Origin of the sequence: Novosphingobium sp. PhB55 (assembly GCF_004368805.1) — a bacterium.
Classification (GTDB): domain Bacteria; phylum Pseudomonadota; class Alphaproteobacteria; order Sphingomonadales; family Sphingomonadaceae; genus Novosphingobium.
The window spans coordinates 194,653-220,714 of record NZ_SODQ01000006.1 but is presented as its reverse complement, the minus strand read 5'-3'; the positions used below and the strand labels follow the sequence as shown (position 1 = coordinate 220,714).

General features: G+C 65.4%; 25 protein-coding genes, 1 tRNA gene and 1 pseudogene. 17 read left to right on the top strand and 10 right to left on the bottom strand.

Annotated elements, in window-relative coordinates:
* Positions 1-83: 83 nt before the first annotated feature.
* Positions 84-254: a hypothetical protein gene (locus EDF57_RS25540; protein ID WP_165921310.1), complete on the bottom strand. Its 171-nt coding sequence runs from the start codon at positions 252-254 to the stop codon at positions 84-86.
* A gap of 148 nt (positions 255-402) precedes the next feature.
* Complete coding sequence (locus tag EDF57_RS16350; RefSeq protein WP_134095041.1) at positions 403-1,995, bottom strand: isocitrate lyase; 1,593 nt, start codon at positions 1,993-1,995, stop codon at positions 403-405.
* 149 nt (positions 1,996-2,144) lie between these two features.
* Between EDF57_RS16350 and EDF57_RS16345 the strand changes: the two genes are divergently transcribed.
* The 4 genes from EDF57_RS16345 to EDF57_RS16330 all read left to right on the top strand — a co-directional run bounded on the left by EDF57_RS16345 (position 2,145) and on the right by EDF57_RS16330 (position 7,325).
* Positions 2,145-3,533, top strand: coding sequence for a helix-turn-helix transcriptional regulator (locus tag EDF57_RS16345; RefSeq protein ID WP_134095040.1), 1,389 nt, complete (start codon positions 2,145-2,147; stop codon positions 3,531-3,533).
* 140 nt (positions 3,534-3,673) lie between these two features.
* Positions 3,674-5,218 carry a class I adenylate-forming enzyme family protein gene (locus tag EDF57_RS16340; protein WP_166675298.1) on the top strand — a complete coding sequence of 515 codons (1,545 nt, stop codon included), beginning with the start codon at positions 3,674-3,676 and terminating at the stop codon, positions 5,216-5,218.
* Between the two features lie 90 nt (positions 5,219-5,308).
* Positions 5,309-6,145, top strand: a complete 837-nt coding sequence (locus EDF57_RS16335) for a helix-turn-helix domain-containing protein (protein ID WP_134095038.1) — start codon at positions 5,309-5,311, stop codon at positions 6,143-6,145.
* 127 nt (positions 6,146-6,272) lie between these two features.
* Positions 6,273-7,325, top strand: coding sequence for a phosphotransferase family protein (locus EDF57_RS16330; RefSeq protein WP_134095037.1), 1,053 nt, complete (start codon positions 6,273-6,275; stop codon positions 7,323-7,325).
* 41 nt (positions 7,326-7,366) lie between these two features.
* Here EDF57_RS16330 and EDF57_RS16325 read toward each other — a convergent pair whose 3' ends face one another.
* The 5 genes from EDF57_RS16325 to EDF57_RS16305 all read right to left on the bottom strand — a co-directional run bounded on the left by EDF57_RS16325 (position 7,367) and on the right by EDF57_RS16305 (position 11,948).
* Entirely contained in the window at positions 7,367-7,777 is a 411-nt protein-coding gene (locus tag EDF57_RS16325; RefSeq protein ID WP_134095036.1) for a GNAT family acetyltransferase, read from the bottom strand.
* A gap of 93 nt (positions 7,778-7,870) precedes the next feature.
* On the bottom strand, positions 7,871-9,070 hold the full coding sequence (locus tag EDF57_RS16320; RefSeq protein ID WP_134095035.1) for an amidohydrolase family protein: 1,200 nt from the start codon (positions 9,068-9,070) through the stop codon (positions 7,871-7,873).
* 81 nt (positions 9,071-9,151) lie between these two features.
* On the bottom strand, positions 9,152-10,336 hold the full coding sequence (locus EDF57_RS16315) for a thiolase family protein (protein ID WP_134095034.1): 1,185 nt from the start codon (positions 10,334-10,336) through the stop codon (positions 9,152-9,154).
* A complete protein-coding gene (locus EDF57_RS16310) occupies positions 10,333-10,731 on the bottom strand; it encodes a zinc ribbon domain-containing protein (RefSeq protein ID WP_243841103.1) in 399 nt (132 codons plus the stop codon). The genes EDF57_RS16315 and EDF57_RS16310 overlap by 4 nt, the downstream gene beginning before the upstream one ends.
* Before the next feature lie 2 nt (positions 10,732-10,733).
* Positions 10,734-11,948: a CoA transferase gene (locus EDF57_RS16305; RefSeq protein WP_134095032.1), complete on the bottom strand. Its 1,215-nt coding sequence runs from the start codon at positions 11,946-11,948 to the stop codon at positions 10,734-10,736.
* A 141-nt stretch (positions 11,949-12,089) separates the two neighbouring features.
* On the opposite strand from EDF57_RS16305, the gene EDF57_RS16300 reads away from it, so the two are divergent.
* Positions 12,090-13,142, top strand: a complete 1,053-nt coding sequence (locus EDF57_RS16300) for an aminoglycoside phosphotransferase family protein (RefSeq protein ID WP_134095031.1) — start codon at positions 12,090-12,092, stop codon at positions 13,140-13,142.
* Between the two features lie 12 nt (positions 13,143-13,154).
* Here EDF57_RS16300 and EDF57_RS16295 read toward each other — a convergent pair whose 3' ends face one another.
* Entirely contained in the window at positions 13,155-13,877 is a 723-nt protein-coding gene (locus tag EDF57_RS16295; RefSeq protein ID WP_134095030.1) for a dienelactone hydrolase family protein, read from the bottom strand.
* Between the two features lie 138 nt (positions 13,878-14,015).
* Between EDF57_RS16295 and EDF57_RS16290 the strand changes: the two genes are divergently transcribed.
* From EDF57_RS16290 to EDF57_RS16270, 5 genes are all read left to right on the top strand, one after another.
* Positions 14,016-14,870 carry a TonB family protein gene (locus EDF57_RS16290; protein ID WP_134095029.1) on the top strand — a complete coding sequence of 285 codons (855 nt, stop codon included), beginning with the start codon at positions 14,016-14,018 and terminating at the stop codon, positions 14,868-14,870.
* 161 nt (positions 14,871-15,031) lie between these two features.
* A complete protein-coding gene (locus EDF57_RS16285; protein ID WP_134095028.1) occupies positions 15,032-16,081 on the top strand; it encodes a sugar phosphate nucleotidyltransferase in 1,050 nt (349 codons plus the stop codon).
* Positions 16,082-16,091: 10 nt separating this feature from the next.
* Positions 16,092-16,907, top strand: a complete 816-nt coding sequence (locus EDF57_RS16280) for a class I mannose-6-phosphate isomerase (protein WP_134095027.1) — start codon at positions 16,092-16,094, stop codon at positions 16,905-16,907.
* A 3-nt stretch (positions 16,908-16,910) separates the two neighbouring features.
* On the top strand, positions 16,911-17,372 hold the full coding sequence (locus EDF57_RS16275) for a DUF2721 domain-containing protein (protein ID WP_243654022.1): 462 nt from the start codon (positions 16,911-16,913) through the stop codon (positions 17,370-17,372).
* 80 nt (positions 17,373-17,452) lie between these two features.
* Positions 17,453-18,739, top strand: coding sequence for an MFS transporter (locus EDF57_RS16270; protein WP_134095026.1), 1,287 nt, complete (start codon positions 17,453-17,455; stop codon positions 18,737-18,739).
* Positions 18,740-18,850: 111 nt separating this feature from the next.
* Here the strand turns inward: EDF57_RS16270 and EDF57_RS16265 are convergent, their stop codons facing one another.
* The gene (locus tag EDF57_RS16265) at positions 18,851-20,611 is read right to left on the bottom strand and encodes a fatty acyl-AMP ligase (protein WP_132261984.1); all 1,761 of its coding nucleotides are present in this window, start codon (positions 20,609-20,611) and stop codon (positions 18,851-18,853) included.
* A 151-nt stretch (positions 20,612-20,762) separates the two neighbouring features.
* On the opposite strand from EDF57_RS16265, the gene EDF57_RS16260 reads away from it, so the two are divergent.
* The 4 genes and pseudogenes from EDF57_RS16260 to EDF57_RS26290 form a co-directional block, all read left to right on the top strand.
* Positions 20,763-21,308: a RecX family transcriptional regulator gene (locus EDF57_RS16260; RefSeq protein WP_134095025.1), complete on the top strand. Its 546-nt coding sequence runs from the start codon at positions 20,763-20,765 to the stop codon at positions 21,306-21,308.
* Positions 21,309-21,827: a DUF192 domain-containing protein gene (locus EDF57_RS16255; RefSeq protein ID WP_243841102.1), complete on the top strand. Its 519-nt coding sequence runs from the start codon at positions 21,309-21,311 to the stop codon at positions 21,825-21,827.
* Between the two features lie 52 nt (positions 21,828-21,879).
* Entirely contained in the window at positions 21,880-22,287 is a 408-nt protein-coding gene (locus EDF57_RS16250) for an NADH:ubiquinone oxidoreductase subunit NDUFA12 (RefSeq protein WP_132261988.1), read from the top strand.
* 14 nt (positions 22,288-22,301) lie between these two features.
* Positions 22,302-22,730: pseudogene (locus EDF57_RS26290) on the top strand (DUF2155 domain-containing protein); the annotation flags it as partial.
* Between the two features lie 35 nt (positions 22,731-22,765).
* On the opposite strand, the gene aat reads toward EDF57_RS26290, so the two are convergent.
* The gene (aat, locus tag EDF57_RS16240) at positions 22,766-23,602 is read right to left on the bottom strand and encodes a leucyl/phenylalanyl-tRNA--protein transferase (RefSeq protein WP_208324887.1); all 837 of its coding nucleotides are present in this window, start codon (positions 23,600-23,602) and stop codon (positions 22,766-22,768) included.
* Positions 23,603-23,824: 222 nt separating this feature from the next.
* Between aat and EDF57_RS16235 the strand changes: the two genes are divergently transcribed.
* The 3 genes from EDF57_RS16235 to secE all read left to right on the top strand — a co-directional run bounded on the left by EDF57_RS16235 (position 23,825) and on the right by secE (position 26,062).
* Positions 23,825-23,900 (top strand) — tRNA-Trp (locus tag EDF57_RS16235).
* Between the two features lie 253 nt (positions 23,901-24,153).
* The gene (locus EDF57_RS16230) at positions 24,154-25,683 is read left to right on the top strand and encodes a hypothetical protein (protein ID WP_243841101.1); all 1,530 of its coding nucleotides are present in this window, start codon (positions 24,154-24,156) and stop codon (positions 25,681-25,683) included.
* A gap of 184 nt (positions 25,684-25,867) precedes the next feature.
* Positions 25,868-26,062, top strand: a complete 195-nt coding sequence (gene secE, locus EDF57_RS16225; RefSeq protein ID WP_086493495.1) for a preprotein translocase subunit SecE — start codon at positions 25,868-25,870, stop codon at positions 26,060-26,062.

The window sequence follows — 26,062 nt, the reverse complement described above, 5'->3', positions numbered from 1 at the left end:
GCCGGCGTTCCGGTGGCTGCGTCAGCGCCGCATGGCGCTGCGCCTTGGTTGGTCAGCGCCGTGTGGCGCTGCGCCTTGACTGGTCAGCGCCGCGTAGCGCTTCCGAGGCGATGGTAGAGGTTCGAGTAAGTCGAACTGACCGGATCGTCCTCATGCGCGCGCATGTAATAGAGCACGGCTTCCTGCAGCAGCTTGAAGTCCTGGTTCGAAAGCACCGCGCGGGCGCGGGCCGGTTCGGCGGTCATGGTGGTCATAGTACCTTCCTTTCCTTGCTTCACTGGGGCTTTCCCCATCCGCCCGAGGACTGTCCTCGGGCGTTCTCGAAGTTCGTTTCTTCGCGCTCTCAGGCAGCGGACTGGTTCCCTCCGCTGCCTCAGGCAGCGAATTGGTTCCCCCGCTGCCTCAGGCAGCGAACTGGTTCATCGTGTTGTGCGTGCCGCCGGCCTTGAGGGCGGCCTCGCCGGCGAAGTATTCCTTATGGTCGTCGCCGATGTCGGATCCGGCCATGTTCTGGTGCTTCACGCAGGCGATGCCCTGGCGGATTTCCTGACGCTGGACGCCCTTGACGTAGCCGAGCATGCCCGCCTCGCCGAAGTACTCCTTCGCCAGATTGTCGGTCGACAACGCAGCGGTGTGGTAGGTCGGCAGGGTGATGAGGTGGTGGAAGACTCCCGCCTCGCGCGCTGCGTCCTTCTGGAAGGTGCGGATGCGCTCGTCGGCTTCGGCGCCGAGTTCGGTGCCGTCGTAGTCCACGCTCATCAGCTTCGCCCGGTCATAGGCGCTGGTGTCGCGGCCTTCCGCGGCCCAGGCATCGAAGACCTGTTGGCGGAAGTTCAGCGTCCAGTTGAAGCTGGGCGAGTTGTTGTAGACCAGCTTCGCGTTCGGGATCACCTCGCGGATGCGGCTGACCATTCCGCCGATCTGGCCGATGTGCGGCTTTTCGGTTTCGATCCACAGCAAGTCCGCGCCGTTTTCCAAAGCGTGGATGCAGTCGAGCACGCAGCGGTCCTCGCCTGTTCCGCTGCGGAACTGGTAGAGGTTCGAGGGCAGCCGCTTCGGGCGCATCAGCTTGCCGTCGCGGGTGATGAGAACTTCGCCGTGGCCGACATCGCCCGCTGCGATCTCCTCGCAGTCGAGGTAGCTGTTGTAGCGGTCGCCGATGTCGCCCGGCTCGCGGGTGAAGGCGATCTGCTTGGTCAGCCCCGCGCCCAGCGAGTCTGTGCGCGCCACGATCAGGCCCTCGTCCACGCCCAGTTCCATGAAGGCGTAGCGGACGGCGCGGATCTTCGCGATGAAGTCCTCATGCGGGACGGTGACTTTGCCGTCCTGATGGCCGCACTGCTTCTCGTCCGAGACCTGGTTCTCGATCTGGATGCAGCAGGCGCCGGCCTCGATGAACTTCCTGGCGAGCAGGTAGGTCGCCTCGGCATTGCCGAAGCCCGCGTCGATATCGGCGACGATCGGCACGACATGGGTTTCGTGGTTGTCGATCGCGTGCTCAAGGCGCTTGGCTTCGACCTCGTCACCCGACTCGCGCGCCTTGTCCAGATCGCGGAACAGCATGCCCATTTCGCGGGCGTCTGCCTGGCGCAGGAACGTGTAGAGTTCCTCGACCAGCGCAGGAACCGAAGTCTTTTCGTGCATCGACTGGTCGGGCAGGGGTCCGAACTCGCTGCGCAGCGCCGCGACCATCCAGCCCGAGAGGTAGAGGTAGCGGCCCTTGGTCGTGCCGAAGTGCTTCTTGATGGAGATCATCTTCTGCTGACCGATGAACCCGTGCCAGCAGCCCAGCGACTGGGTGTAGTTGGCGGGGTCGCGGTCATAGGCGGCCATGTCCTCACGCATGATGCGCGCGGTATAACGGGCTATGTCGAGCCCGGTGCGGAAGCGGTTCTGCAGGCGCATGCGTGCGACCGATTCCGGCTCGATGCCGTTCCAATTGGGCTCGGTGCCGATGGTCTGGCCGGCTTCGGTGATCTTGCTCTGGTAGGTCACTGCCAAAAGTCCCCGTCGAAAAATGTGATTGGGCGATGGCCTGGAGCTAATCCCGATTTGTGCGGTGCGGAACGGGCTGCGAAGTCCGGTTGTCAAACTTTACAGATATTCCTTGTAAAGATGTGCAGGCATGACAAACTGCGGAAGTCATGGCGGAATCACGACCTCTCTACCTCGGCCCCCGGTTGCGCCGTCTGCGCCGCGAATTGGGCCTTACCCAGCAGGCGATGGCGGAGGATCTGGAGATTTCGCCCAGCTATGTCGCGCTGCTGGAACGTAATCAGCGCCCGGTGACGGCGGACATGCTGTTGCGTCTGGCGCGGACCTACCGGCTCGACATCGCCGATATCGCCGGGGATGATGGCGAGGACTATGCCCGCCGCGTGGGGGATGTGCTGCGCGATCCGCTGTTCGCCGATATCGACTTGCCATCGCTGGAAATCGCTGACCTCGCCATGAGCTTTCCGGGCATTTCGGAGGCGTTGTTGCGGCTTCACGGTGCCTATACCCGCGAAAGCCAGGCCCTGGCTGAGCAGCGCGCCTCCGGCCCCGCCGCCGAAGAGAACGAGCCGGTGCGCGAGGCGCAGCGCTTCCTCGGGGCTTCGCGCAACTACTTCCACGCCATCGATCTGCGGGCGGAGGAACTGGCCGCCGAGATCGAGCAGGCGGGCGGGGCCACTGCATGGCTCGCCGCTAAGGGCGTGCGCGTGCGCTTCCTGCCGCCGGACGTCATGGTCGATTCGCTGCGCCGTTTCGACCGGCACAACCAGCAGCTCCTGATCGACGATACGCTCGGGGCCTCAAGCCGTGCGTTCCAGATCGCCACGCATATCGCGCATACCGCGATGCGCAGCGATATCGTTGCAGTCGTGCGCGCGGCAGCTTTCGTGCAGGCCACCACGGCGACGCTGGTGCGCCGCGCGCTGGCCGGTTACGCGGCAGCAGCGATCCTGATGCCTTACGCCCGGTTCGCCCGCGCGGCGGAGGCGCGGCGTTACGATATCGAGGCGCTCTGCGCGCTGTTCGGCACCAGTTTCGAGCAAGTCGCCCATCGCCTCACCACGCTGCACCGGCCGGGTGAGGAGCGCGTGCCGTTCTTCTTCCTGCGCGTGGACGAGGCGGGCAATGTCTCCAAGCGGCTGGACGGCGCGGGCTTCCCCTTTGCTGCACATGGCGGCGGCTGCCCTTTGTGGTCGGTGCATCAGGTGTTCCGCTGGCCGGGCGAGGTGCGCACGCAGTGGCTGGAACTGCCGGACGGCCAGCGCTTCTTCTCGATCGCGCGCACCGTCACTTCGGGTGAGGGGCGTCACGGCCGCATGAAAGTCACCCGCGCGGTGGCCCTCGCCTGCGCGGCAGAAGAAGCGGATAAGCTGGTTTATGGAGGTGAGCCGGAAGCAGGCGCAACGCCCATCGGCGTCACTTGCCGCCTCTGCCAGCGCGCCGATTGTGCGGCCCGCTCGGTGCCGCCGATCGGCCGCGATGTGCTCGCCGACGACTATCGCCGCGCCGCACAGCCCTATACTTTCTCGGAAAGCTAATATTTCGCAATTGCGAATTGTAATTCGCGAATGTGACGATTCCGCCGGGGCGATGGCGAGGCGGCAAGAGTTGCGAAAGCGGCCCCCTCGAAGCAGGATCGAGCCTCACAGGGCAAGAACCCGGCGAGAGGATGAGTGCATTGAGCAGCGCAGGCACGCCGGGTGCGGCCCGGACCTTTCCCGAACTGATCCGCTTCGCCGCTGCATCTCATGGCGATGCCGTAGCGATCACGCTGGAGACCGAAGCCGGCCGGGAAAGCGTCACTTTCGCGGATCTTGACCGCCAGTCCGCCGCGTTCGCGCGCGGGCTGTTGGCGCGCGGAGTGGGGAAGGGCGCGCGCGTCGGCTTCATCTTCGGCAATGGTCCGGGCTTTGCCATCGCGCTTGCGGCCATTGCCCGTATCGGCGCAGTCGCGGTGCCGATCAGCACGATGCTCCGCGCAGGCGAACTGGTCCGCGTGCTGCGCCAGAGCGACGTACAGGGCCTGATCGTCCAGCGCACCATGCTCGGCAAGGACCTCGTGGCCCGGCTCACCGAGGCATTGCCCGAACTCATCGGGCAGGCATGCGGCGCGCTGCGCCTGCCGCGCGTGCCCTACTTGCGCTGGATCGTCTCCAGCGGCGAGGGCCTGCCCGCCGCCGCCGAGGCTATGGGGTGGCTGACCGATGCGGGGGCGGAACTGGGCGAAGACCTGCTGCTCGAGGTCGAATCCGAAGTTCACCCGACGGACCAGATGATCGAGATCTACACGTCCGGCTCGATGGCGCTGCCCAAGGGCGTGCGCCATCTCCACGGTGCGGTCATGGCGCGCAGCCATTGGCTGGCGGAGATGCTGGGCGTGCAGGCGGGCGAGGAACGCCCGGCGCAATTGCCGATGTTCTGGGTGGGCGGGCTGATGTTGTACCTGCTGCCCGGATGGGAGCGCGGCGCCGTCACCACTTGTACCGAGCGGACGCTCAGCAACAGCCGCTTCGCCATGGGTTCGGTGCTTGCGGAGGAGGATCTCGAACGGATCAAGGGGCCGCAGCCGTGGTGGGGCTTGGGCATGAGCGAAACGCTTGGTCCTTATGGCTGGGGGGACGAGTTCCGGGTGCCAGGCCGCCCGGTCTGCGCGCCGATGGACCACTTCGCGCCCGGCTATGACATCCGCATTGCCGACGAGGATGGCCGTGCGGTCGGCGATGGCGAGATCGGCGAGATGCAGGTGCGCGGACCTGCCGTCGCGACCGGACTCCACAAGATCGACCGCGCCGAACACTATACGCCGGACGGCTATCTGCGCACTGGCGACCTCTGCCTTGTCGAGGATCGTGCGGACGGCCGCCGTATCCATTTCGTCGGGCGCGGCGGGGACATGATCAAGGTTTCCGGTTCGAACGTTTCGCCTGCGGAAGTGGAGATGGAACTGCAGGCGCTCGACGGCGTGCACAGCGCCTATGTCGTCGGCCTGCCGGACCGGGAGCGCGGCGCGCTGCTCGTGGCGGCGCTGGTGCCGCGCGATGGCGCGGTGCTCGATATGGCCGCGATAGAGGCCAGGCTGCGCGGCAGCCTTTCCGGCTACAAGGTCCCGCGGGCGTGGGTGGAACTGGCGCGGGACGAGGTGCCGTTGCTCCATTCCAACAAGGTCGCCCGCAAAGAGATCGCCCGGATCGTGGCGGAGCGGCTGAGCGAGAACGCCGTCTAGGCCCCCCGCCCCGGGGGAGGGCTCGTAGGCATTGACGAAGGCTCTCACGCCCAATAACCCGACAGGCAATTCGAAATAGCGAAAGTGCCCATGTCGCGTTCCTCTCCCGGCGTCGCCCGCATGGCCGCCATCCTCAATTTCATCGCCGATCACCCGCGCCAGTCCTTCGCCCTGACCGACCTGGTGCGCGCATTGAAGCTGAGCCGGGCCACCTGCCATGCCCTGCTGACCGGGCTGGTCGACGTGGGCTATCTCTACCGCACCAGCGACAAGACTTACGTGCTCGGCCCGGCGCTCGCGGCCATCGGGCGCACGGCGGCGGAGCACTTCTCGCCGCTCCAGGTCGCGCAGCCGGAAATGCGCAAGCTGGCGGACGATTTCGACGTGGTCTGCGGCGCCTACTTCCTGGAAGGCGACACGATCCACTTGCGCGAACGGGCCGCCTCGGCCAGCCATGTCGGCTATCCGGTCCCGCTGGGCACGCGCATGCCGCTGCGCTGGGTTCAGGCGACTTCGTTCTTCGCCCGCAACCCGCGCGAGGCCGATGCGGCGCAAGTCCGCATCAATCCGTCGCCCTCGGCCGAGCAACTGGAACAGCTTCATGGCGGCATGGCCTTCGTTCGCGAGCACGGTTTCATTGCGCTGATCCGCCGCGCCGACAGTTCACGCACAGCAGAGATCTCGACATCGGGGCTGGAGGATCCGCCAGTCGTGCCGCAGACGGAACTGGAAGACGCGCGCGCTTACCCGCTCATGGCGATCATGGCCCCGATCTACGACGCTCGCGACCGCGTCTCGATCTCGCTTGTCCTGGCCGGTTTCAATGGCTCCATGACCGGGGCCGAGGCGCGCCGGGCAGGGGGGGCGCTTGCCGATGCCTGCGCGCGCATTTCCCGGTTCCTGATCGGTCAACCCGAAGAAAGCTGAGCTTCCGTCCCGGCGGTATCATCGAGGCAGGGCCGTTCCGGCGCTTGACCCTCTTCCCCTGTCGCTCTATCAATTTTAGCGAAAATAAATTCGCTATTTAGAATTTAGCGATTGGGGAGAGTGCTGGATGTCGGACGTGATCGTCGCGCCGGAAACCCGTGACCTTGCGGAGCTGGGAACCCTCCTGGCGGAATGGCTTGCCGGCAAGTTGCCCGATGCGAGCGATGTCGAAGTCCACAATCTCGCCTATCCGCGGGGTGCGGGGCAAAGCCACGAGACGATCCTGTTCGATGCACGCTGGATCGAGCAGGGCCGGGCGCGGGAGCAGGGCTGCGTCGTCCGGATCAAGCCGGGCGGCTTCACGGTCTTTCCCGATGACCTGTTCGTGCAGCAGTACCGGGTGATGGACACCCTGGCGCGCGGCGAAAGCGTGCGCGTCGCCCGGCCGCTCTGGTTCGAGGAAGACGCGGCGCTGCTTGGCAGACCGTTCTTCGTGATGGAGCGCAAGTCCGGGCAAGTGCCGGTTTCGATCCCCCCTTACGCGCGCGAGGGTTGGCTCAGGGATGCGGCGCCGGAGCAGCGCCGCGTGCTCTGGCGCAATGCCGTGGAGCAACTCGCTGCCGTTCAGCGGGTGCCGCTGGCGGGACTGGATTTCCTGGCAGGACCTGCGGGCGAGCGGGGGCTGGAGCAGGAGTGGAACAAATACTTGCGCTTCGCCCGCTGGCTGCAGGAAGTCGAGCCGCTTCCAGTGCTCACCGAGGCGCTGGACCGGTTGCGATCGTTGTGGCCGGCCAACCGGCCCGAAGGCCTGGTCTGGGGCGATGCGCGGATCGGCAACATGATGTTCGACGCGAACTTCGATGTGGTGGCCGTCATGGATTGGGAGCAGCCTTCGCTGGGCGGCGCGCTTCACGATTTGGCCTGGTTTTGCGTCATTGCCGACACCATGCATGGTCCCGGCTCGACTTACGGCGCGCCGCTGGAAGGCATGGGCAGCCGCGAGGAAACCGTCGTGCTCTGGGAAGAGCTTACCGGCAAGTCGGCGGCCGATCTCGAATGGTACGAGGATTTCGCCAGGTTCAAGATGACCTGCACCGGTATCCGCCTCGGCCATTTGCGCGGCACCCGGATCATGGATGAGGCAGCCATGGCGCGGCGGCTGAAAGTGCATGCCGCGTAAGGTGTCCGGCGCCCGTCTTCGGGCGCCGCGCGTCGGCAGGGTCAGAACCGCTTGCCCAGACTGATGCGGTCCTCCACCGCGTAGCCGAGGGCCTCGTAGAAGGCCACTACGGCCGCGTTCGTCGACCTGACCTGAAGGTTTATCTTCGCGCAATCCATCGCCAGCAAGGCTTGCTCGGCATGGCGGACAAGCCGGGTGCCAAGGCCGCTGCGCCGGCTGTCACCGCGCACCGCGACCGAGTAGAGCCATCCCCGATGCCCGTCGTAACCGGCCATGACGGTGCCGGTAACGCTCTCACCGTCACAGGCCACGAACAGCAGTTCGCCTTGCACGGCAAGTTTCGCGGGAATGGCGATTTCCGCCCGGTTCGCAGGCGGATCGTGAGGGAAGGCCTCTTCCCACAGGGCTTTCACACCGGAGAAGTCCTCATCGCGGTATGGCCGAATTTCCATGGCTGCTCCTCGTCGGCCGGCCAAGAGCGGCCGAAGCCCCTTATGACCGTTCGAGCGGCAGGAGGGAACCGCCGGTGACCCGCGCGCCAGCGTTCAGGAAAGCGCCAGCATTCGCCGGCAGTTGTCATGGACGATGGCCCGCACATCCGCTTCCGGGACACCTTCGAAGTCGCGCAGGATCACCTCGCGCGAGCGGGGGAAGGTTGTTTCGGAATGGGGATAGTCCGAGGACCACATGATGTTGCGTCCGCCCGGCAGGTCGCGGTTGAGAATGCCTGCCCGGTCCTGGATGAACGAGCCGAACAGGTTTCGATTCATGTACCAGCTTGGCGGGTTCTTCAGGGGCGATTCGGTCCAGAAACGTTGCTTCTCCCAGGTCCGGTCGTTGTATTCGGCATACCATGCGAACCAGCCCACGCCGCTTTCCATCGATCCTACCCGCAGCGCGGGGAAGCGGTCGAAGACGCCGTTGTAGATGAGGATGCCGATCGGCTCGGCCATGGCCAGCTTACTCATCGGCATGTCGGGCAGGAAGAACTGCTTCTCCCCGAAGCGGGGAACGCGCGCACCGAGGTGGAACGTGGCAACAAGGTCATGGTCGCAGAGCGCGGCCCAGAGGCGGTCGAACTCCGGCTGGTAATATTGCAGGCTCCCCCTGGGGTCGCCGGTTAGCGCGGAGACCTGCCCGGATTTCAGCGCCGCAACGCCCGAACTGGTGTTCCAGGCATCGGGGTTCTGCGGGAAGGCGGGAAGGTTGATCGCCCGGAAGCCCTTGCCCGCCAGGCGGCGGACATGTTCCACCGTCTCGTCCACGTCACGCATCGGCACGTAGCCCACGGGGAAGAGGCGCTCCGGCGCGGCGGAGCAGAAGTCCAGCACCCAGTTCTGGTAGGCTTCATAGCTGGCGATGTAGAGTTCGTTGTCGAACGAGCCGAGCGGGCCGCCGCCGAACAGCAGCGCGGCATCCATGCCGTCGGCGTCCATGTCGGCAAGCCGCGTGGCCGGATCCCAGACCTTGCGCTGGTCGGCAAGGCGGCCCTTCATCTTGAAGTTCTGTCCTTCGCGCCCCGCCTGGTTGTTGATCATCATGAAAGGCCGGCGATTGCCCTCGAAGCAGATGTAGTCTCCGTCCTCGCCATGCTCGATGAACGGTGCGCGGTCCTTGAGGTGCGTGGGGAGGTAGTCCTTCCACATGTCATGCGGCGGATCGATGTGGGCATCGGCGTCGAAGATCGGGCCGTAAGGCCAATGGGTCACGGCCTTGGCGCCGATGGCTGGATCAGCCTCGCTCATCTCCCAACTCCTCTCATGAATTCGTTATTGTGAATGAAGTATCGATATAACGAACTTAAGAGTCAAGTATCGCCAGCCCCGTCAGTCCCGTCGCAGGAGCATCGCGCCGTATCCGTAGCCCCCGTTGGAAACGATCGCGTTGCGGGCACCGGCTACCTGCCGTTCGCCGCCGCGCTGCCAGAGTTGCACGCAGGCTTCATGGATATGGCCATAGCCATGGAGTCGCCCGGCGGAGAGCTGGCCGCCTCCGGTGTTGAGCGGCAGTTCTCCGCCCAGTCCGATCCGCGAACCGCCTTCGGTGAACCGGCAGGCCTCTCCGCTTGGCACCAGCCCCAACGCCTCCAGCCACAGCCAGACGAAGATCGAGAAGCCGTCGTAGATCTGCGCGCAGTCGATCCGGTCCGGCGTCAGGTCGGTGCGGGACCACAGCATTTCGCCGGCGCGATGGGCGGCGGGCAGGCTGGTGAAGTCGCCTTCATGCCGTCCGGTCCACAGGCCCCCGACCGCCATGCCCATGGCCTCGACATGGAGAGGTGGATTGCGCAAGTCGGCGGCGGCATCGCGGTGCGAGAGCACCAGCGCGGTAGCGCCGTCGACATGGGCATCGCAGTCGTAGAGCCGGAGCGGCGAAGAAACCACGCGCGAGGCGAGGTAATCGTCCAGCGTGATCGGCTCGCGGTATATGGCGGCGGGATTGAGCGCCGCATGAGCGCGGCTGGTTACGGCGATGGCGCCAAGCTGCGCTTCGTTGGCGCCATAACGGTCGAAATAGGCCTGGGCATAGAGCGCGAAAGTGTTGACGGGCGAAACGGCGTCGAATGGGACGGTCCAGGCATTGTTGCCCTCCACGCGGTCCCTGCCGCCGGACAGAAGCGTGGAGGCGCGGGCCTGCCGCCGGGCGCTGGCCTGGGCGACGGTGCGAAACACCACGACATGGCGCGCCAGGCCGCAGGCGATTGCGGTCACGGCGTTGAATATCGGCGCCATGTGGCTGAAGCCTTCGGAGGAGGCGAGGATCCAGCGCGGCGTGATGCCCAGAACTTCGGCGGCTTCCGAGGGGCTGACCGGGGCAATGCCGCCGCCTTCCGCGGACTTGCCGGGATAAGTGGCGATCCCGTCGATCTCCGCAACGGACAGCCCGGCGTCGGCAATGGCGGCAAGGCAGGCATCGGCGGTGAGTTGCAAGGCGCTGCGCTGCGATGGCCGCGCGACTTCGGATTGGGCCGCGCCGGTTATGCAGACGCTCTTCTCGGGAAGCGGGATCACGACGCCTCCGGCCGGAACATCGGCAGCCAGACATCGTCCTGCTGCTCGAAAGCGACTGTCACCGGAAGCCCGCGCCGTGCCTCCTCGATCGGGGCCTTGAGGTTGGTGAAGACGTAGAGCCCCGCCTGTTCGGCCAGTTCGACCGCGGCGAAGACGAAGGGAACGGCCATATCGGGCAGCCAGGCCTCCCGGTTGACGGTATAGCTGGCGATGCGTCCTCTGCCTGAGACCGGCTCCGGTGAGACCGCCTCGCTGCCGCAGGAGGCGCAGCGGGGCAGAGGCGGGTGCTGCCACTGCCCGCAATCGGCGCAGTGCTGGATGCGCAGTTTGCCATCGGCACCCGAAGTCCAGAAAAAGGCGGTATCCGGTTCGAGGCGGGGGAGCTTTGGTGCCACGCTCAGAACACCACGCCCTGGACCTTGAGGTCGATGATCTCGTCCTCGCCGTAGCCGAGGCCAGCCAGGACAGTGTCGCTGTCGGCGCCCAGTTCGGGCGAGCGGGTGGAGGGCAGCGGCGCCCCTTCGAACAGGATGGGTACCGAGACCATCGGCAGGCTCATGCCATCGCCTGCGGGAACCTGCTTGAGATAGCCGTTTGCCTGGACCTGCAGGTCGTCAGCGATTTCGCCCACGTCCTGCACCACGTCCCACTGGCCGTCCTGCCGGGCGAGAATTTCCTTCCATTCCGCCAGCGGTCTGGAAGCGAAGAGGGCGGTCATGGCGGCAAGGCAGTCCGTCAGATTCTCGCGTCTGGCCGCACTGTTGGCGAAGCGCAGGTCTTCGGCCAGGTCCGGTCGGCCTGCCACGTCGCAGAACCGCGCCCAGTAGCGATCCGCCTGCAGCATGCAGAGCGCCACGAAGCGCCCATCGCTCGTGCGATAATTGGCGACGAGCACATTGTGCGGCCGCGCCGGATCGGGCCGGGCGAACTTGCGCAAGCCATCTGCGGTGGCCTGGCAGATCGACCGCTGCTGCGACCACAGCGCTGCGCCTAGCAGCGAAACGTCCACTTCGCCCGCTTCGCCCGTAAGCGCGCGCCGGGCGATCGCGGCGCAGACTCCGCCGGCCAGCATGGCGCCGGACAGGGTATCGCCGAAGGCCGGTCCAGGCGGGCCGACAGGTTGCACGGCATCCTCCCCCGTGAGCGAGGAGGCAATGCCGCCGCGCGCCCAGAACGTGATGGCATCATAGCCGCCCTTGTCGCTCTCCGGTCCGTTGGGGCCAAGCGCGCTGCCGCTGGCATAGATCAGGTTGGGAAAAGCGGCGCGCAGCGTTTCCGCATCGATTCGCATGGACCGGCGCGCCGGGGGGAGCAAGTTGGTGAGGAACACGTCGGCCCCCTCCAGCAGCCGGTCGAGCACGGCGCGCCCAGCCTCCTGCTTGAGATCGAGCGTTACCGAGCGTTTGCCGCGATTGTAGCTCTCCCAGGAGTAATCGAACGCGCTTTCCCCGCCACCGAGAGAGACGATCTTGAGGCCGCGCAGCGGATCACCGCTCGGCGGCTCGATCTTGATCACTTCCGCGCCCAGGTCGGCGAGCATTCCGCCGCATGCCGGCACGAAAGCCCACATCGCCACTTCTACGACCTTGATGCCTTCCAGCGGCCTGCCCATCGTTGCAACTCTCCCGACATCGCGCCCTGCCAGACTCGACTGGACCGGACTTCGCAGGCGCGATAAATTCTCTATTGCGAATTATGTACCGAAATAGAGAATTGGACAAGCCGGACTCGACCGGCAGCGGGAGAACAGGACATGCCGGATGCTCTTACACGCGAAGCACCCCGACTGGTCTCGGCCGAAGTACCGGCCACGCTGGCGGCCGCACTTGCGCCCGCGTGGCTGACCCAGGTTCTGGGGCGGACCGTACGCAGCGCCCAGGCGGTGGAAGTGATCCGCACCGTTGCCACCAAAGTCCGCTTTACCGTGACATTCGAGGACGGCGGGCAGGGCGCCTATTGCCTCAAAGGCTTGCTCGATGTGGACGAGATGACGGCGCGGGGCGGGCCGACTTGCGTGCTCGAGGCCGATTTCTACGGCAGGCTGGCCCAGCTCGTCGATTGCACCGTGCCTGATTGCATCGCCACCGTGATCGATCGCGAGCGGCAGCAGGCGGTGACCGTGATGCGCGATCTCATCGTCCAGGGGGCGGTGTTCTGCTCCGCGCTCGACAGCTTCTCGGCAGGCGACGCGCTGTCCAGCCTGGGCCAGATCGCGCATCTCCATGCTCGCAGCGCGGTGTTGACGGAGTTCACCTGGATCCGCCCACGTCTCTCGCAACTGGCCGAAATGCGCTATGTTACGCCCGAGACCCTGCAGGAACTTCTAGACGGGCCGCGCGGAGACGGCCTTCCGCGTTCGGTGCGCGATGCCCCGCGTCTGATTGCGGCGTTGAAGGCGCTGGCCGCGCGCGATGCGTCACGGCCGCAGTTCCTTGTTCATGGCGATGCTCATGCGGGGAACGTGTTTCGTTGGAACGGGGGCATGGGGCTGATCGACTGGCAATTGCTCCAGCGCGGCGGCTGGGCGCTGGACGTGGCCTATCACATCAATGCCGTACTGCCCCCTGCGCTGGCCGAGGCCGAGGAACGGCGACTGCTCCGCGAATATCTGGCGATGATGCGCGGCCATGGCCTGACCATGCCTGACGAGGACGAGGCCTGGCTCCAGTACCGGGAAGCGGCGATCTATGGATTCTATCTTTGGTCCATCACCCGAAGGGTCGATCCGCCGATCATCGTCGAGTTCGTCGATCGCCTCGGGAAAGCCGTGGCACGGCACGAGAGCCATGCCCTGTTGGGGCTGTAGAACTTTCCAGCGCTAACCAGGCTGGCCGCCGATGGTCTCCGACAGGAGCGCCCGCGTGCCTGCCCAGGCGATCCGGTGTGCCGTCCGGTCGTAGACGATGCCCGGTGCGAAGCCGTCGTGGTTGGGGTCCATGAAGGCGTGCCGCGCCTTGGCGAAAAGAGTGAATTGGTAGTCGACCCCCGCGGCATCCATTTCCGCCTGGAGTGCGTCCGCGTCCGGCCTTGGCGCGTAGGGATCGTCGCCGCCGGTCCACACTGCGACGCGGGCACTGACGATCCCGGGTTGCGCCGGTGCATGGGTGGTCAGCAACCCGTGAAAACTCGACACTGCCCGCACGGCCGCCCCGCTGCGCGCGAGTTCGAGAACGCACTTGCCACCGAAGCAGTATCCGAGCGCGGCCATGCGGTATGGATCGACTCCGTCAAGCTCGCGAACATGTTCGAACCAGGCCAGGACCCGGCCGCGAAGCCGCGCCGGTTCCGCCATGAGCGCCGCGAATCCCTGGCCTGCCGTTTGCGAAGAGGCCATGTCCACCTCCTCGCCATAGACATTGGCATGAACCACGAGATAGCCCGCATCGGCCAGTTCCTCCATGGCCGCATCGAAACTCGGGCTGGGGCCGGTGGCGCCCGGAAACATCAGGACAGTGCCGCCATTGGGCAAACCCAAGCTCCTCGTCAGGCGCCCGTTCATCGCCGTGCCCTCGTGATGACATTGCGTTGCCTCGAAGCCCATGTCGTTTCCTCTCCCGACGCCCAGCTTTGTCGGCGGGGCGAATTGTTGTTCGCAAAGGAGAATGCCCCGATCTTCGCCGGCTTGTCAAAACGCTCGCCGGGGTTGTCAGGGCGTTGAACGCCGTGGCATCCCACCGGCATGAGCGGAGCCGATCTTGAGCCGGGGCGGCGAACGCGGCTGGCGGCGATCCTGCTGGTGGCGGCGCTCCACATTGCGGTGATCCTCGTGCTGATCCGCGCTTTTACGCCGCAATTGGCCACGACGATCATGGGGTCGCTGACCCGGACGTTCGACGTTCCGCTCGATCCGCCTTCCGCACCCCCGAGTCCGGCGACGACGCCGGCATCGCATACCTCGCGCGTCCGGGAAGAGGGCGCGGCCGGGGCGCCCGCCAAGCGCGCAGAACCTCGTGCCGTGACGGCTCCCAAGGCGGCCGTGACCGTCAAGCCAACCCAGGCGCCGCAGGTGGTCGGTCAAGGGACGCAGAACGCTTCGGGCGCCGGACTGGAAGGCGCCGGCACGGGAGGTTCGGGCGCCGGGGCTGGCCCCGGTTCCGGGGCAAGCGGTGCTGGAACCGGAGGCGGCGGGGGAATTGCCACCAAACCGGTGAAGATCGCCGGAGACATCAATTCCGCCAGCGACTATCCCCGCAAGAGCAGGGACCTGCGCCTGGGAACGCAAGTCGTCGTCGCGCTTCGGGTCGGTACGGATGGCCGGGTGAAAGGGTGCCGGGTGGTCCAGGCCAGCCCGGATGCCGAAGCCGATCGCATAACCTGCCGGCTCGCGGCGGAGCGTTTCCGCTTCAAACCGGCGCAGGACGCCAGCGGCAATCCGGTCGAGGCGGATTATGGATGGCGGCAGCGATGGTTCCTCAAGACCGCCGTAAGCGAATATAACGGGGGATCTTTCCATGCGGCGCAGTGTTGGTCCAGTTGGTCTCGTTATGCGAAGACGAGCGCCGGGCTTCGCGCTAACGTTCGGCATGGGTCATGATCGATCGATCGCGGTTCAAAAAGGCGTGCTTGCGGCAAAGCCCGAATACGCCCGTGCAGGAGTGAATGATGAAGTCTGACTGGATCGATCCTGTTGCATTGGTCGAAGGTGCGGCTAATAGCGCGCCGGAAAATTCCCTCCCCTTTCACACTGCGAGCCTCATGCCCGAAATCGTACCCGTCATTCTCTGCGGCGGCAGTGGCACCCGGCTCTGGCCGCGCAGCCGCGCTGCCATGCCAAAGCCTTTCCTGCCGCTGGTGGGCGATTCCACGCTTTTCGAGGCGACCGTTGCCCGTTGTCCTGCGGCCGGTGGATTTTCGGCGCCGGTCGTGGTCACGGGGACCCGGCATCTCGAACATGTCGAGGCCCAGCTTCGCGGCGTCGAAGGCGCTTCGGTGATCGTTGAGCCGGCAGCGCGCAATACCGCGGCGGCCATCGCGCTGGCCGCCTGCCGCTTGCCGGATGATGCCGTGATGCTGGTCTGCCCCAGCGACCACCACATCGGCCGGCCCGAAGTCTTCGTAAAGGCGGCCTGCGCTGCCGCCCAGCTGGCCACCGAAGGCTGGTTGGTCTCCTTCGGCATCGAAGCCACGGCACCGGAAACGGGCTTCGGCTATCTCAAGCGCGGCGAGGCTATCGAAGGCCATGAGATGGCCTTCCGTACCGCCCAGTTCGTCGAGAAGCCGGATATCGAGCGCGCCAGGGCATTCCTTGCGGAAGGAAACTACGCCTGGAATGGAGGCATCTTCGCTTTCCGCGTGGGCGACTTCATGGCTGAGCTTGCCGCGCATCGTCCGCAGATCGCGGCGAAAGTGCGCGAAGCGGTCGAGAAGGGCGCGGAGGACGGCCACCGCTTCCACCCGGACGCCGCCATTTTCGCTGAAGTCGAAAGCGATTCGGTGGACTATGCGGTCATGGAAAATACCCGCCGTGCCGCATTGGTGCCGGCCGACATGGAATGGTCGGACATCGGCAACTGGCAGGCCCTGCACGATGCGCTCGCGCGGGACGAACACGGCAATTCCGTACGCGGCAGCGGCGCGGTCGAGATGGTCGATTGCCGCAACGTGCTGGTCGACAGTGACGGGCCGCGGGTGTCGGTGATCGGGCTGGAAAACGTGATCGTCGTCATCGACGGCAACGATGTGCTGGTCACGACCGTTGACGGTGTGCAAAAGGTCGGAAAGCTCTCCGGAGCCGTGAACCAGTAAGGAACTATCGATGACTGCTGCACTGCCGATCCGCCAGGTTGAAAAGCCCTGGGGCAAGGATGTGCTGCCGGCGCCGTTCAAGGCGCCCGAGGGCGCGCGGATCGGAGAGATCTGGTTCGAGCCTCCGGCCGGGCTGCCGGACTTGCTGGTGAAGTACATCTTCACCAGCGAGAAGCTCTCCGTGCAGGTCCATCCCACCGATGCGCAGACTGAGGCAAAGGGTCTGGGACGGCAGGGCAAGGAAGAGTGCTGGCTGATCGTCGATGCAGAGCCCGGCGCCACGCTGGGGATCGGCTTCGATGCCCCCATCGGCGCGGACAAGATGCGCGAGTCCTCTCTCGACGGCTCGATCGAGGAACTCATGACCTGGCACGAAGTGCTGCCGGGGGACTTCTTCTACATCCCGGCCAATACCGTTCATGCCATCGGCGTGGGCGTCAGCCTGATCGAAGTGCAGCAGAACAGCGACATCACGTACCGGCTCTATGACTATGGCCGGCCGCGCGAACTTCATCTTGATGACGGCATGGCCGTCGCCAAGGGCGAGGTCTATGACCTGGCGCGCTGGCACAAGCGCGTTCCGGCCGAAGGCAGTGCCGTGCTGGTGGACGGCCCGCTGTTCCTGCTCGACCAGGTCCACGGACGGCCGACCGCCGAGATCGCCGCGCGTTATCCCGATGCCCTTCTGGTCATTCCGCGCGAGGGCACATTCACGGTCGCCGGCGATTTGATCGCTCCGGGTGGCTGCGCGCTGGCAAAGTCGCTGGATCTTGTGGAATTTCCGGAAGACGGCGTTTGCCTTCTGGCGAGGGCCTGTGCAGGCTGAGGCGTGTTCACAACAGACAACGCCATGATCGTCCAGACCATTCAATTGGCCCTCACGCCGGTTTTCGTGCTTGTGGCCATAGGCAATATCCTGAACATCCTGTCCACTCGGCTCGGCCGGGTGGTGGACCGTGCGCGCTATCTTCAGGAGCGCCATAACCAGACGGATGGCGCGGAACACGACATGGTCGTGCTGGAGATCAGACTGGTAGACAAGCGCATCTCGATCATCACCAATGCCATCCGCTTCATGGTGCTGTCGGGTCTGTGCATCGGCACGACTGTCGCCGTGCTGTTCCTTCAGGGGCTGGCGGGACTGGACATGCACGGCGCAGCGGCGATCATCTTCCTAGCCTCGATCGTGCTCCTGCTGGTGGCCTTGCTGCTGTTCCTGCGCGAAACCCAGGTCGCCAAGGAAGCGCTGAGCATTCCGCGCGATTATCTGGAACTGCACCGCAAGATCTGACTCGCCGCGGCGAGGGTTATCGTCCTGGCGATTGGCGTTTTTTCCGATCCCTCTAGTCTGGAGGGCGAGGGAGAGACGCCGTGGAAGAGCCGAAAGAGCCGACGCAGGCCCAGGAATGGAAGACGGGCTGGACCCTTGTCCTGGCCGCCTCTATCGGGTTTTCCTTCCTCTCCGTGCTGCTTGCGGGGACCGGTCTGTTCATGGAGCCGCTCTCGCGCGAGTTCGGATGGAGCCGGTCGTTGCTTTCGGCGGGGCCGGGAATCGCCACGTTTACCAGTGCCGTGCTTTCGCCGTTCTACGGGGTCCTGATCGATCGGGTCGGCTCGCGGCGGCTGGCGCTGCCGGGGATCGTGGCCGTCATGGGCTCGACTTGCGCCTTTGCATTGGCCAATGGGTCGCAGGCGCAGTGGATTGCCCTGTGGCTGGTCTTCGGGCTTCTCATCACCACGATCAAGTCGACGATCTGGACCGCTGCCGTTGCCGGAGTGTTCACGCGCGGCCGGGGGCTTGCGCTCGGTTGCACGGTTTCTGGCACGGCCCTGGCGCAGGCGATCGTTCCGCCCCTGGGCAACTTCCTGATCGAGGAAGTGGGCTGGCGAGGGGCCTTCGTCTGGTTCGGACTGGGCTGGGGCGGCGTTTCGCTGCTGCTTTGCTTCCTGTTTCTCTATGACGCACACGACCGCGCGACACGCAGCGGCAAGGCGCCCGGCCCTCGGTCGAGCGCGCATCTGCCAGGGCTTACGCGGCAGGAAGCGCTGCGCAGCCGGCCGCTCTGGCAAGTGGCGATCTCGACGTTCGTGATCATGCTGCTGACGATCGGCCTCAGCATTCATCTTTTCCCGATCCTCACCGAATCGGGCATCAGCCGAGGCAGCGCGGCCTGGCTTACTTCATTGACCGGCGTGGCAGGCATCGTCGGCAAGCTCGCGACCGGGGCGCTGCTCGACCGCTACCGGCCCAACTGGATCGGGGGGCTGACGGTGGGAGTCACCGCGGTGACTTTCTTCCTGCTGACAGTAGCGATGAATTCCACCGTGGCGATCGTCTTCGCCTTGCTGGTCAACGGCTACGCGGCAGGCACCAAGATGCAGATCTGCGCCTATCTCACGGTCGGCTATGCCGGAATGCGCCATTTCGGCGCGATCTATGGGCTGATGTCGGCGCTGGTGGCCCTGGCTTCGGGACTGGGGCCGCTCGTGGCAGGGGCGATCTACGACGGCTTCGGGGGCTATGAGCCCTTTCTTTGGGCGGGAACCGTGGGATGCCTGCTGGGTGGGTCGTTGCTCGTCACGCTTCCGGCTTATCCGAATTGGGCGGAGGCAGACCGAGAGGACCTCGGCTCAGGCGACCGAATGACGACGCGCTGACGGAAAGGCGCGGATCCCGGGACAGGCGCTGAGCAGATGACGGGCTGAAACGAGAAGGGCCGGAAAACGCATGCGCTTCCCGGCCCTTCGATCGATTGCTGAACCCCGGCTTCAGGCGGCGAGCTTGAAGGGCTCGATTTCACCCGAAAGGTAGAGCTTCTTGGCCTTGGCGCGGCTGAGCTTGCCCGAACTGGTGCGGGGCAGGCTCTTGGGCGGAACGAGTTCCACCACGCAGTTCATGCCGGTGATCGAGCGCACCTTGTCGCGGATCAAGTCGCGCAGTTCCACGCGCTTCACCGGATCGGAAACGCGGCAATGGACCAGCACGGCGGGCGCTTCTTCGCCATTGTCCATTTCCACCGAGAAGGCGGCGATGTCACCATGGTTGAAGCCCGGCAGCTGTTCCACGGCCCATTCGATGTCCTGGGGCCAGTGGTTCTTGCCGTTGATGATGATCATGTCCTTCGCCCGGCCGACGATGAACAGGTAGCCATCGGCCATGTAGCCCATGTCGCCCGTGTCCAGCCATCCGTCGACGAGGCAGGCCTCGGTCGCTTCGGGGTCGCGGAAGTAGGAGTGCATCACGCTGGTGCCGCGGCACCAGACCTTGCCGATCTGGTGGTCCGAGAGGCTTTCGCCGTTTTCGCCGCGGATCACGACTTCCATGTCGAGCACGGGCTTGCCGCAGTTGACGATCGCGCGGTAGCGGGCCGGGCGACTGAGGTCGCGCGGGCTGCCCGAAAGGCGTTCTTCCTCGACCAGTTCCACGCGGATGCCTTCGCCCGGCGGCATGATGGTCACGGCCAGGGTCGCTTCGGCCAGGCCGTAGCTGGGCAGGAAGGCCGAAGCCTTGAAGCCCGCGTCGGCAAAGGCGTTCACGAAGCTCTGCATCACGTCGGGACGAATCATGTCCGCGCCGTTGCCGGCGAGGCGCCAGCGCGACAGGTCGAAGCGATCGGAGACCGGGCTCTGGCTGGAGATGCGGCGGGCACAGATGTCGTAGCCGAACGTGGGCGAATACGAGATCGACGTGCCTTCGTTGCGGGTGATCATGTCCAGCCATGCCAGCGGGCGGCGGGCGAAATCTTCCGTCTTGAGGTAGTCGCCCGAGACCTGGTTGGCGATCAGCGAGAGGAAGCAGCCGACCAGGCCCATGTCATGGTACCAGGGCAGCCACGAAATGCAGCGGTCGCCTTCGGCCAGTTCCATGCCGTGGCTATGCGCGGCCAGGTTCGACATGAGCGAACGGTGCGTGACCGCCACGCCGTGGGGGAAGCGGGTCGAGCCGCTGGAGTACTGCAGATAGCAGATGTCGTCCGGGCTGGCCTTGGGAAGCGCCACGACCGGCGCGTCCTTTGCTGCGAAGTCGGCCCAGGTGGCATGGTCGCAGCCCTGGCGCTCGGCGGCCTTGGCGGTCATTTCGGCGATTTCGTCCGGACCGACCAAGAGCATCGGGTCCGAGCTGGAAAGCTGGACCGAGAGTTGCTCGATATAGTTGTCCTTGCCGCCGAAGCTGGTGGGCAGCGGCAGGGGAACGGGCCAGGCGCCCGCATAGACCACGCCGCAGAAAAGCGATGCGAAATCGGCGCCGGTTTCCGCGATCAGGGCCACGCGATCGTTCGGCTTCACGCCGCGCGCGATCAGCGCATGGGCCACCTTGATCGAATCCGTACGCAGTTCGCTGAACGGATAGACGTGTTTCAGCGTGCCGCGCGGATCGTGGAAATTGAAGCCGCGCTGACCCTGCGCCGCATAGTCCAGCGCATCGCCGAAGGTGTCGAAATCGGCAAAGCGGCGGGCAAGCGCATCCTGGTTCGGGGTGGCGACAAGTGCTTCGCTCGCTCGCGGCACCACGTTGATGGTGTCGTTCATTTCGTTCTAACCCGTTGTTGTTATACCGTTTATTCTCACCGGAACCCCGCGCTATTATCCGGTCTTACCTGAACCGGACATAGCAATTCCGCACGACGTGGTTCCGTGCGCTCTCCCCAATCCGAGCCGACTGTGGCACGAATAGGGCAAGATGTCCGAGAACCGTCGCAATCCGCAACCCCTGACCGAGGCCCGCCTGGAAGAATTGGCGCTGGCCTATGTCGCGCGTTTCGCCACGACGCAAGGGAAGCTGCGCGATTATCTGCAGCGCAAGCTCCGCGAACGGGGCTGGGATGGGGAAGGGCGGCCCGATCTGGAGGCGATGATCGGCCGCTTCGTAGAGAAGGGCTATGTCGACGACGCGGTCTGGGCGCGGATGAAGGCCGGCAGCCTGTTGCGGCGCGGTTATGGCGCGCGCCGGGTGGGCGAGGCGCTGGGCCATGCCGGGTTGGAGGAGGACTTGCGCGCGGAAGTGCGGCCCGATGCCGCGGCGGAGCGGCGTGCGGCGCTGGTGCTGGCGCGGCGTCGGCGCTTCGGCCCTTTCGCGGCCGAGGCGCCGGACCGGCCGCTGCGCGAAAAGCATCTGGCGGCGATGCTGCGGGCAGGGCACCGGCTCGACATTGCCCGGCGTATCGTCGATGCCTCCGATGCCGAGGATGCGGAGCAATGGGCCGAATCCGACACGGGAGACTATTGAGTGCGTCCGATCCGCCAACTGCCTGCCTTGTTTGCCTGCATGCTGGTTTCCGGCGTGGTCCTGTCAGCGACGGGGTGCTCCCGGAGCGCGGGCGAGGCTGCCGGCGCCGTTCAGACCAAGACGGCGATCCATCCGGTTTCCGGCCTGCCGGTGATTCCCCTGGTCGTTCGCGTCTCGGGCAAGGCGCATGGTTTCGAAGTCGAAGTGGCCCGCAGCGAGGCCGAGCAGGCCAAGGGGCTGATGTTCCGCACCGAAATGGGCGTGGACGAGGGCATGATCTTCCCCCGCAAGGCACCGGCTCCGGCCGCCTTCTGGATGCGTAACACGGTGATTCCGCTCGATCTGCTCTTTATCGGGCCGGATCACCGCATCTTGAACATCGCCGCGAATGCCAGGCCTTACGACGAAACGCCGCTGCCTTCCGCGGGTCCGGTGATCGCCGTGCTCGAGCTGAACGGGGGGCGTGCGGCGCAGTTGGGGATCGCGCCGGGCGACGAGGTCTCGTGGAAAGCGCCTTAAGTTGACGGCAAGGCCCTTGGCATCGGCTGCGAACAGCGCTAACGCGCGGCTCATGGGAATCCTGTCCAAGATCTTCACCTGGTGGGACGGCGCCACCATTGGCACCTCGCTCTGGAGCTCGCGCAATGGCGAGCACGTCGGCACCGACGCGCAGGGCAACAAGTACTTCCGTTCGAAGTCCGACAAAGTGCGGACTACCGAAGGGTACGAGCGCCGCTGGGTGATCTATGCGGGCGCCAACGACGCCAGCAACGTGCCGTCCGAATGGCACGGCTGGCTGCATCACTCCTATGACGGCGTGCCGGAAAGCCACCTGGCTCCCGCGCGCATTTGGGAAGTGGACTACACCCCGAACGCCACCGGCACCGCAACCGCCTATCGCCCGCAGGGCGCGCTGGAGCGGGGCGGCAAGCGTGCCCCCGCCACCGGCGATTACGAGGCCTGGTCTCCGGAAGCCTGAGGGGCGCTGCGGTGATGCGGGCTCCTTTCGGCCGGACCGTCGCTTTTGCGCCGGCGCTCGTCCTGTCGCTCCTTGCAGGATGCGGCAAGGGGGAGCCGGCGCCTGAAGTGCAGGACACCAGCGTTCCCGATGCGATCGCCGGGATGCAGGCGGGGCCGGCGCAGGCTGCCAAGGGGCAGCAGATCGGTACGCCGAACAAGGACCGCGTCGTCACGCTCGGCGTGCTCAACAAGCGCAACAACCTCACGCAGGACCTGGTCATGAAGCCGGGCGAGGCACGCCGTATAGGCAACCTCGTCGTCAAGGTGGCCACTTGCGAGAAGTCGCTTCCCTGGGAGCAGCCGCAGGAAGAGGGCGCCTTCGTCCAGGCCTTCGTCGAAGAGCGCCGCAGCGCGGCCGAGAAGCTGGGATGGCACAAGGTCTTCTCGGGCTGGCTGTTCAAGAATTCGCCCGCGCTCAACGTCGTCGAGCACCCGGTCTACGACGTCTGGGTCAAGAGCTGCGCGATGAACTTCCCCGGCGAGGAAGCGCTGCCGTCTTCGGCGCCTTCCGCCAGGAGCGCTGCAAAGGCCACGGGCAGCGCCAGCGCCCCGGCCTCTTCGTCTGCAGCGGCCCCTTCGCCCGGTGCGACATCGTCCGCCGCGCCGGCGCCCGCGGCCATTCCCGAAGCCGCGCCCGAGGACTGAGCCTCCTGGAGAAGCGTCAGGTAGCGCTTCTGCGGCATTTCCACGGCACCTAACGAGGCCAGGTGCGGCGTCATGAACTGGCAGTCGAGCAGGCTGACACGGCCCCGGCGCAGCGAAGCGACCAGATAGGCCAGCGCGACTTTCGACGAATCAGTCGCGCGCGAGAACATGCTTTCTCCGCAGAACACCCGGTCGAATCCCACGCCGTAGAGTCCCCCGACCAGTTGGCGGCGATCGTCCACATCGTGCTGCCATACCTCCACCGAGTGGGCGTGCCCCAGGAAGTGCAGGTTTTCGTAGCTGGCCTGGATGCGGTGGCTGATCCAGCTGCCGCTTTCGTCCTCACCATCCTCGCCGGCCTTTTCAGCGACCTGGCGCGGTGCGGCGCAGGCTTCCATGACTTCGGAGAAGGCCGCATTGCAGGTTACGGAAAACCGCTCCCGGCGCAGCGTCCTCGCCAGCGAGTGGGACAAGTGGAATCCGCCGAGAGGCAGGATCGCGCGGAGACGCGGCTCGATCCAGAAGATCTCCGGGTCGTCCCGGCTGTCCGCCATGGGGAAGATCCCGCTGCGGTAGGCGAGCATGAGGAGTTCCGGCTCGATCATCGAGGGTGAGCGGGGCGCGTGCATGGTCCTGCCGTGAATTCCTGATCTGAAGGCCGATCCCAAATCCGGGGCCAACCGGAAAAACGCGTGTTCGGAGCGCTTTGCCCCCATCCCGAAATCCCGGGAATCCTCGTGTAACCTGGGGTCCCAGCCCCGTAAAATGCAAGGGCGGGAAATAACTTGTCATCATGCCCTGTAACCCTCTTGTAATCCTCTCCTTCTCCTTCTAGAGGCTCCTTCGCCCGCAGGAGTGTAGCTCAGTTGGTAGAGCATCGGTCTCCAAAACCGAGGGCCCACGGTTCGAGTCCGTGCACTCCTGCCAGCTTTTTTCGAAAAGCGTTGAGGCACTTGCCAAGCGCCCGCTCCGGATATTTTCGGAGGCGGGCGTTTCGCGTATTATGCTGCAATTGCGATAAACGGAAAAGCACGATAGCGTGCTGCCCCATACGCGGTCTTGTCATTCGCGTCGCTGCGACTAGACAGCCGCGTTTGGCGAATCGAGCCCATGCACGATTTCGATCGGCGGCTCCGGCCAAGTACGTTCGGGGGCTTTCTCGAGAAAGAAACAGGCGCTGATGCACGGAACCGCGCGACCGCAGGCGGAACAGATCGGACTGAACAACGGCAGGTGGCGTGCCCTTTGGCAGCGCCTTGCCGAGTTGCTGGGCCAGGACAGGGCGCTTGTCCTGGGCGTTGTCCTGTCGGCTGTTGCGGCCCTGCCGGCGCTGGTCGCCTGGGCGCCGCAAATGACGGATTATCCCTCGCACCTGGCCGGTTACAAGGTTGCGCTGGACCACGGCGCAGACCCTTATCTGACGCGCTATTTCGTGTTCAACTGGGAATGGACCGGCAATCTCGGCGTCGAGCTGCTGATGGTGCCGATGGCGCCGATCTTCGGGCTGGAACAGGCCGGGCGAATCATCGTGGCGATGATTCCCTTCCTTTCGGGCCTGTCGATCGTGGCGGCCTGCCGTTCGCTGGGCCGCAAACTCGGGGTCGGGCCGATCCTGGCTTTCGCGATGATCTGGTCGCCCTCGCTGCTGATGGGCTTTCTGAATTATTCACTGTCGCTGGCGCTGGGGCTGTTCACGTTCGCCCTCTGGGTGAAGCTGGAAGACCGCCCCTGGCGCTGGGCGGTCATGGTGCCGATCGGTTTCGTGGTCTGGCTTTGCCACGTTTCGGGCTGGGCAGTGATGGGCGTGCTCCTGTTCGGCTACGAATGGAGCCGCCGGAGCAGCTGGCTGGACTGGCGCCCGTTCCTCAAGCCCTGGCCGCTGATCTTCCCCCTGCTGCCGATGCTGATCGGCATGGGCGCGAATTCGAAGGTGTCCTACGGGCGCTACGTGCTCGATTACAAGTGGGGCATCCTCTACAAGTCGATGCGCAGCTTCGATTTCTACTTTGATATCATCAGCCTGGATCTCGTGCTGGCGGCGCTGGGCTATGCGCTGCTGCGCAAGCGCATCGATGGACGCTTCGGCTGGGCGGCGCTGATTCTGCTGATGCTGACGCTCGTGGTGCCGCGCCAGATCTTCGGCGGCGACTATGCTGACTACCGTTTGAGCACCACGGCGCTGCTGGTGGCCTGCCTTGCGATCGATCTGCCGATCCGGCGCTGGATGGTCGTGGCTGCGGCCTCGCTGTTCCTGTCCCGCACGGCCGTGACGACCGTGGTCTGGTACGAGGACGCGCAGACCGCCCGCCAGCTGATCGCCGCGCTCGACCAGGTGCCCGAAGGCGCCCGCGTGGCCACGGCCGTGGCGATTCCGCGTATCCAGTGGCGGTTCGGCCCGTTCGAGCACTTCGGTTCCTATGCCGTGGTACGTCGCAGCGCGATGGAGAATTCCAACTTCGCTCTGCCGAATGTGCACATGCTCTCTATGCGCGACTTGTCCTACCGCTTTGCCGATCCGAGCCAGCGCATCCTCTATTCTCCGCGCCAGCACATCGACTTGCGCAAGTTCGGTCCTGCGCGCCATGCCGAGTATCTCTGGTATATCGGGCGGATCAAGCCGGTGGCGCTGCCCGACGGCGCGCGCATTCTCTACTCCAGCCCGAACTCGTTCCTGGCCCGGCTGGCCGATCCCGCGGACCCTTCGTCCTAGGTTTACGGAGCGGTTCGCCAGACCTTGCAAATCGAGCGGGCCGGGGCTAAGTCGGCGTTTCCTTCCGACATGAGGATCGCATCTGCCCCTCCCGGCCACGGCCGGGGCGGCGATGGCCCCTAGCCGGAAGCCGAGACTTATTTTTCTGCTCAGGCAGCAGGCAAGAGACGCGAGAACGACAGTCATGGCCAAGACCAGTCCCGGCGAATTCATCCGCCAGGTGCGTACGGAAACCTCCAAGATCTACTGGCCTTCGCGCCAGGAGACGGTGACGACGGCAATCTTCGTCGGCATCATGACGGTCTTTCTCGCGGTGTTCTTCCTGGGGATCGACGCACTGTTCGGCTGGGTCGTCAGCTCGATCCTGTCGCTGCTGTGA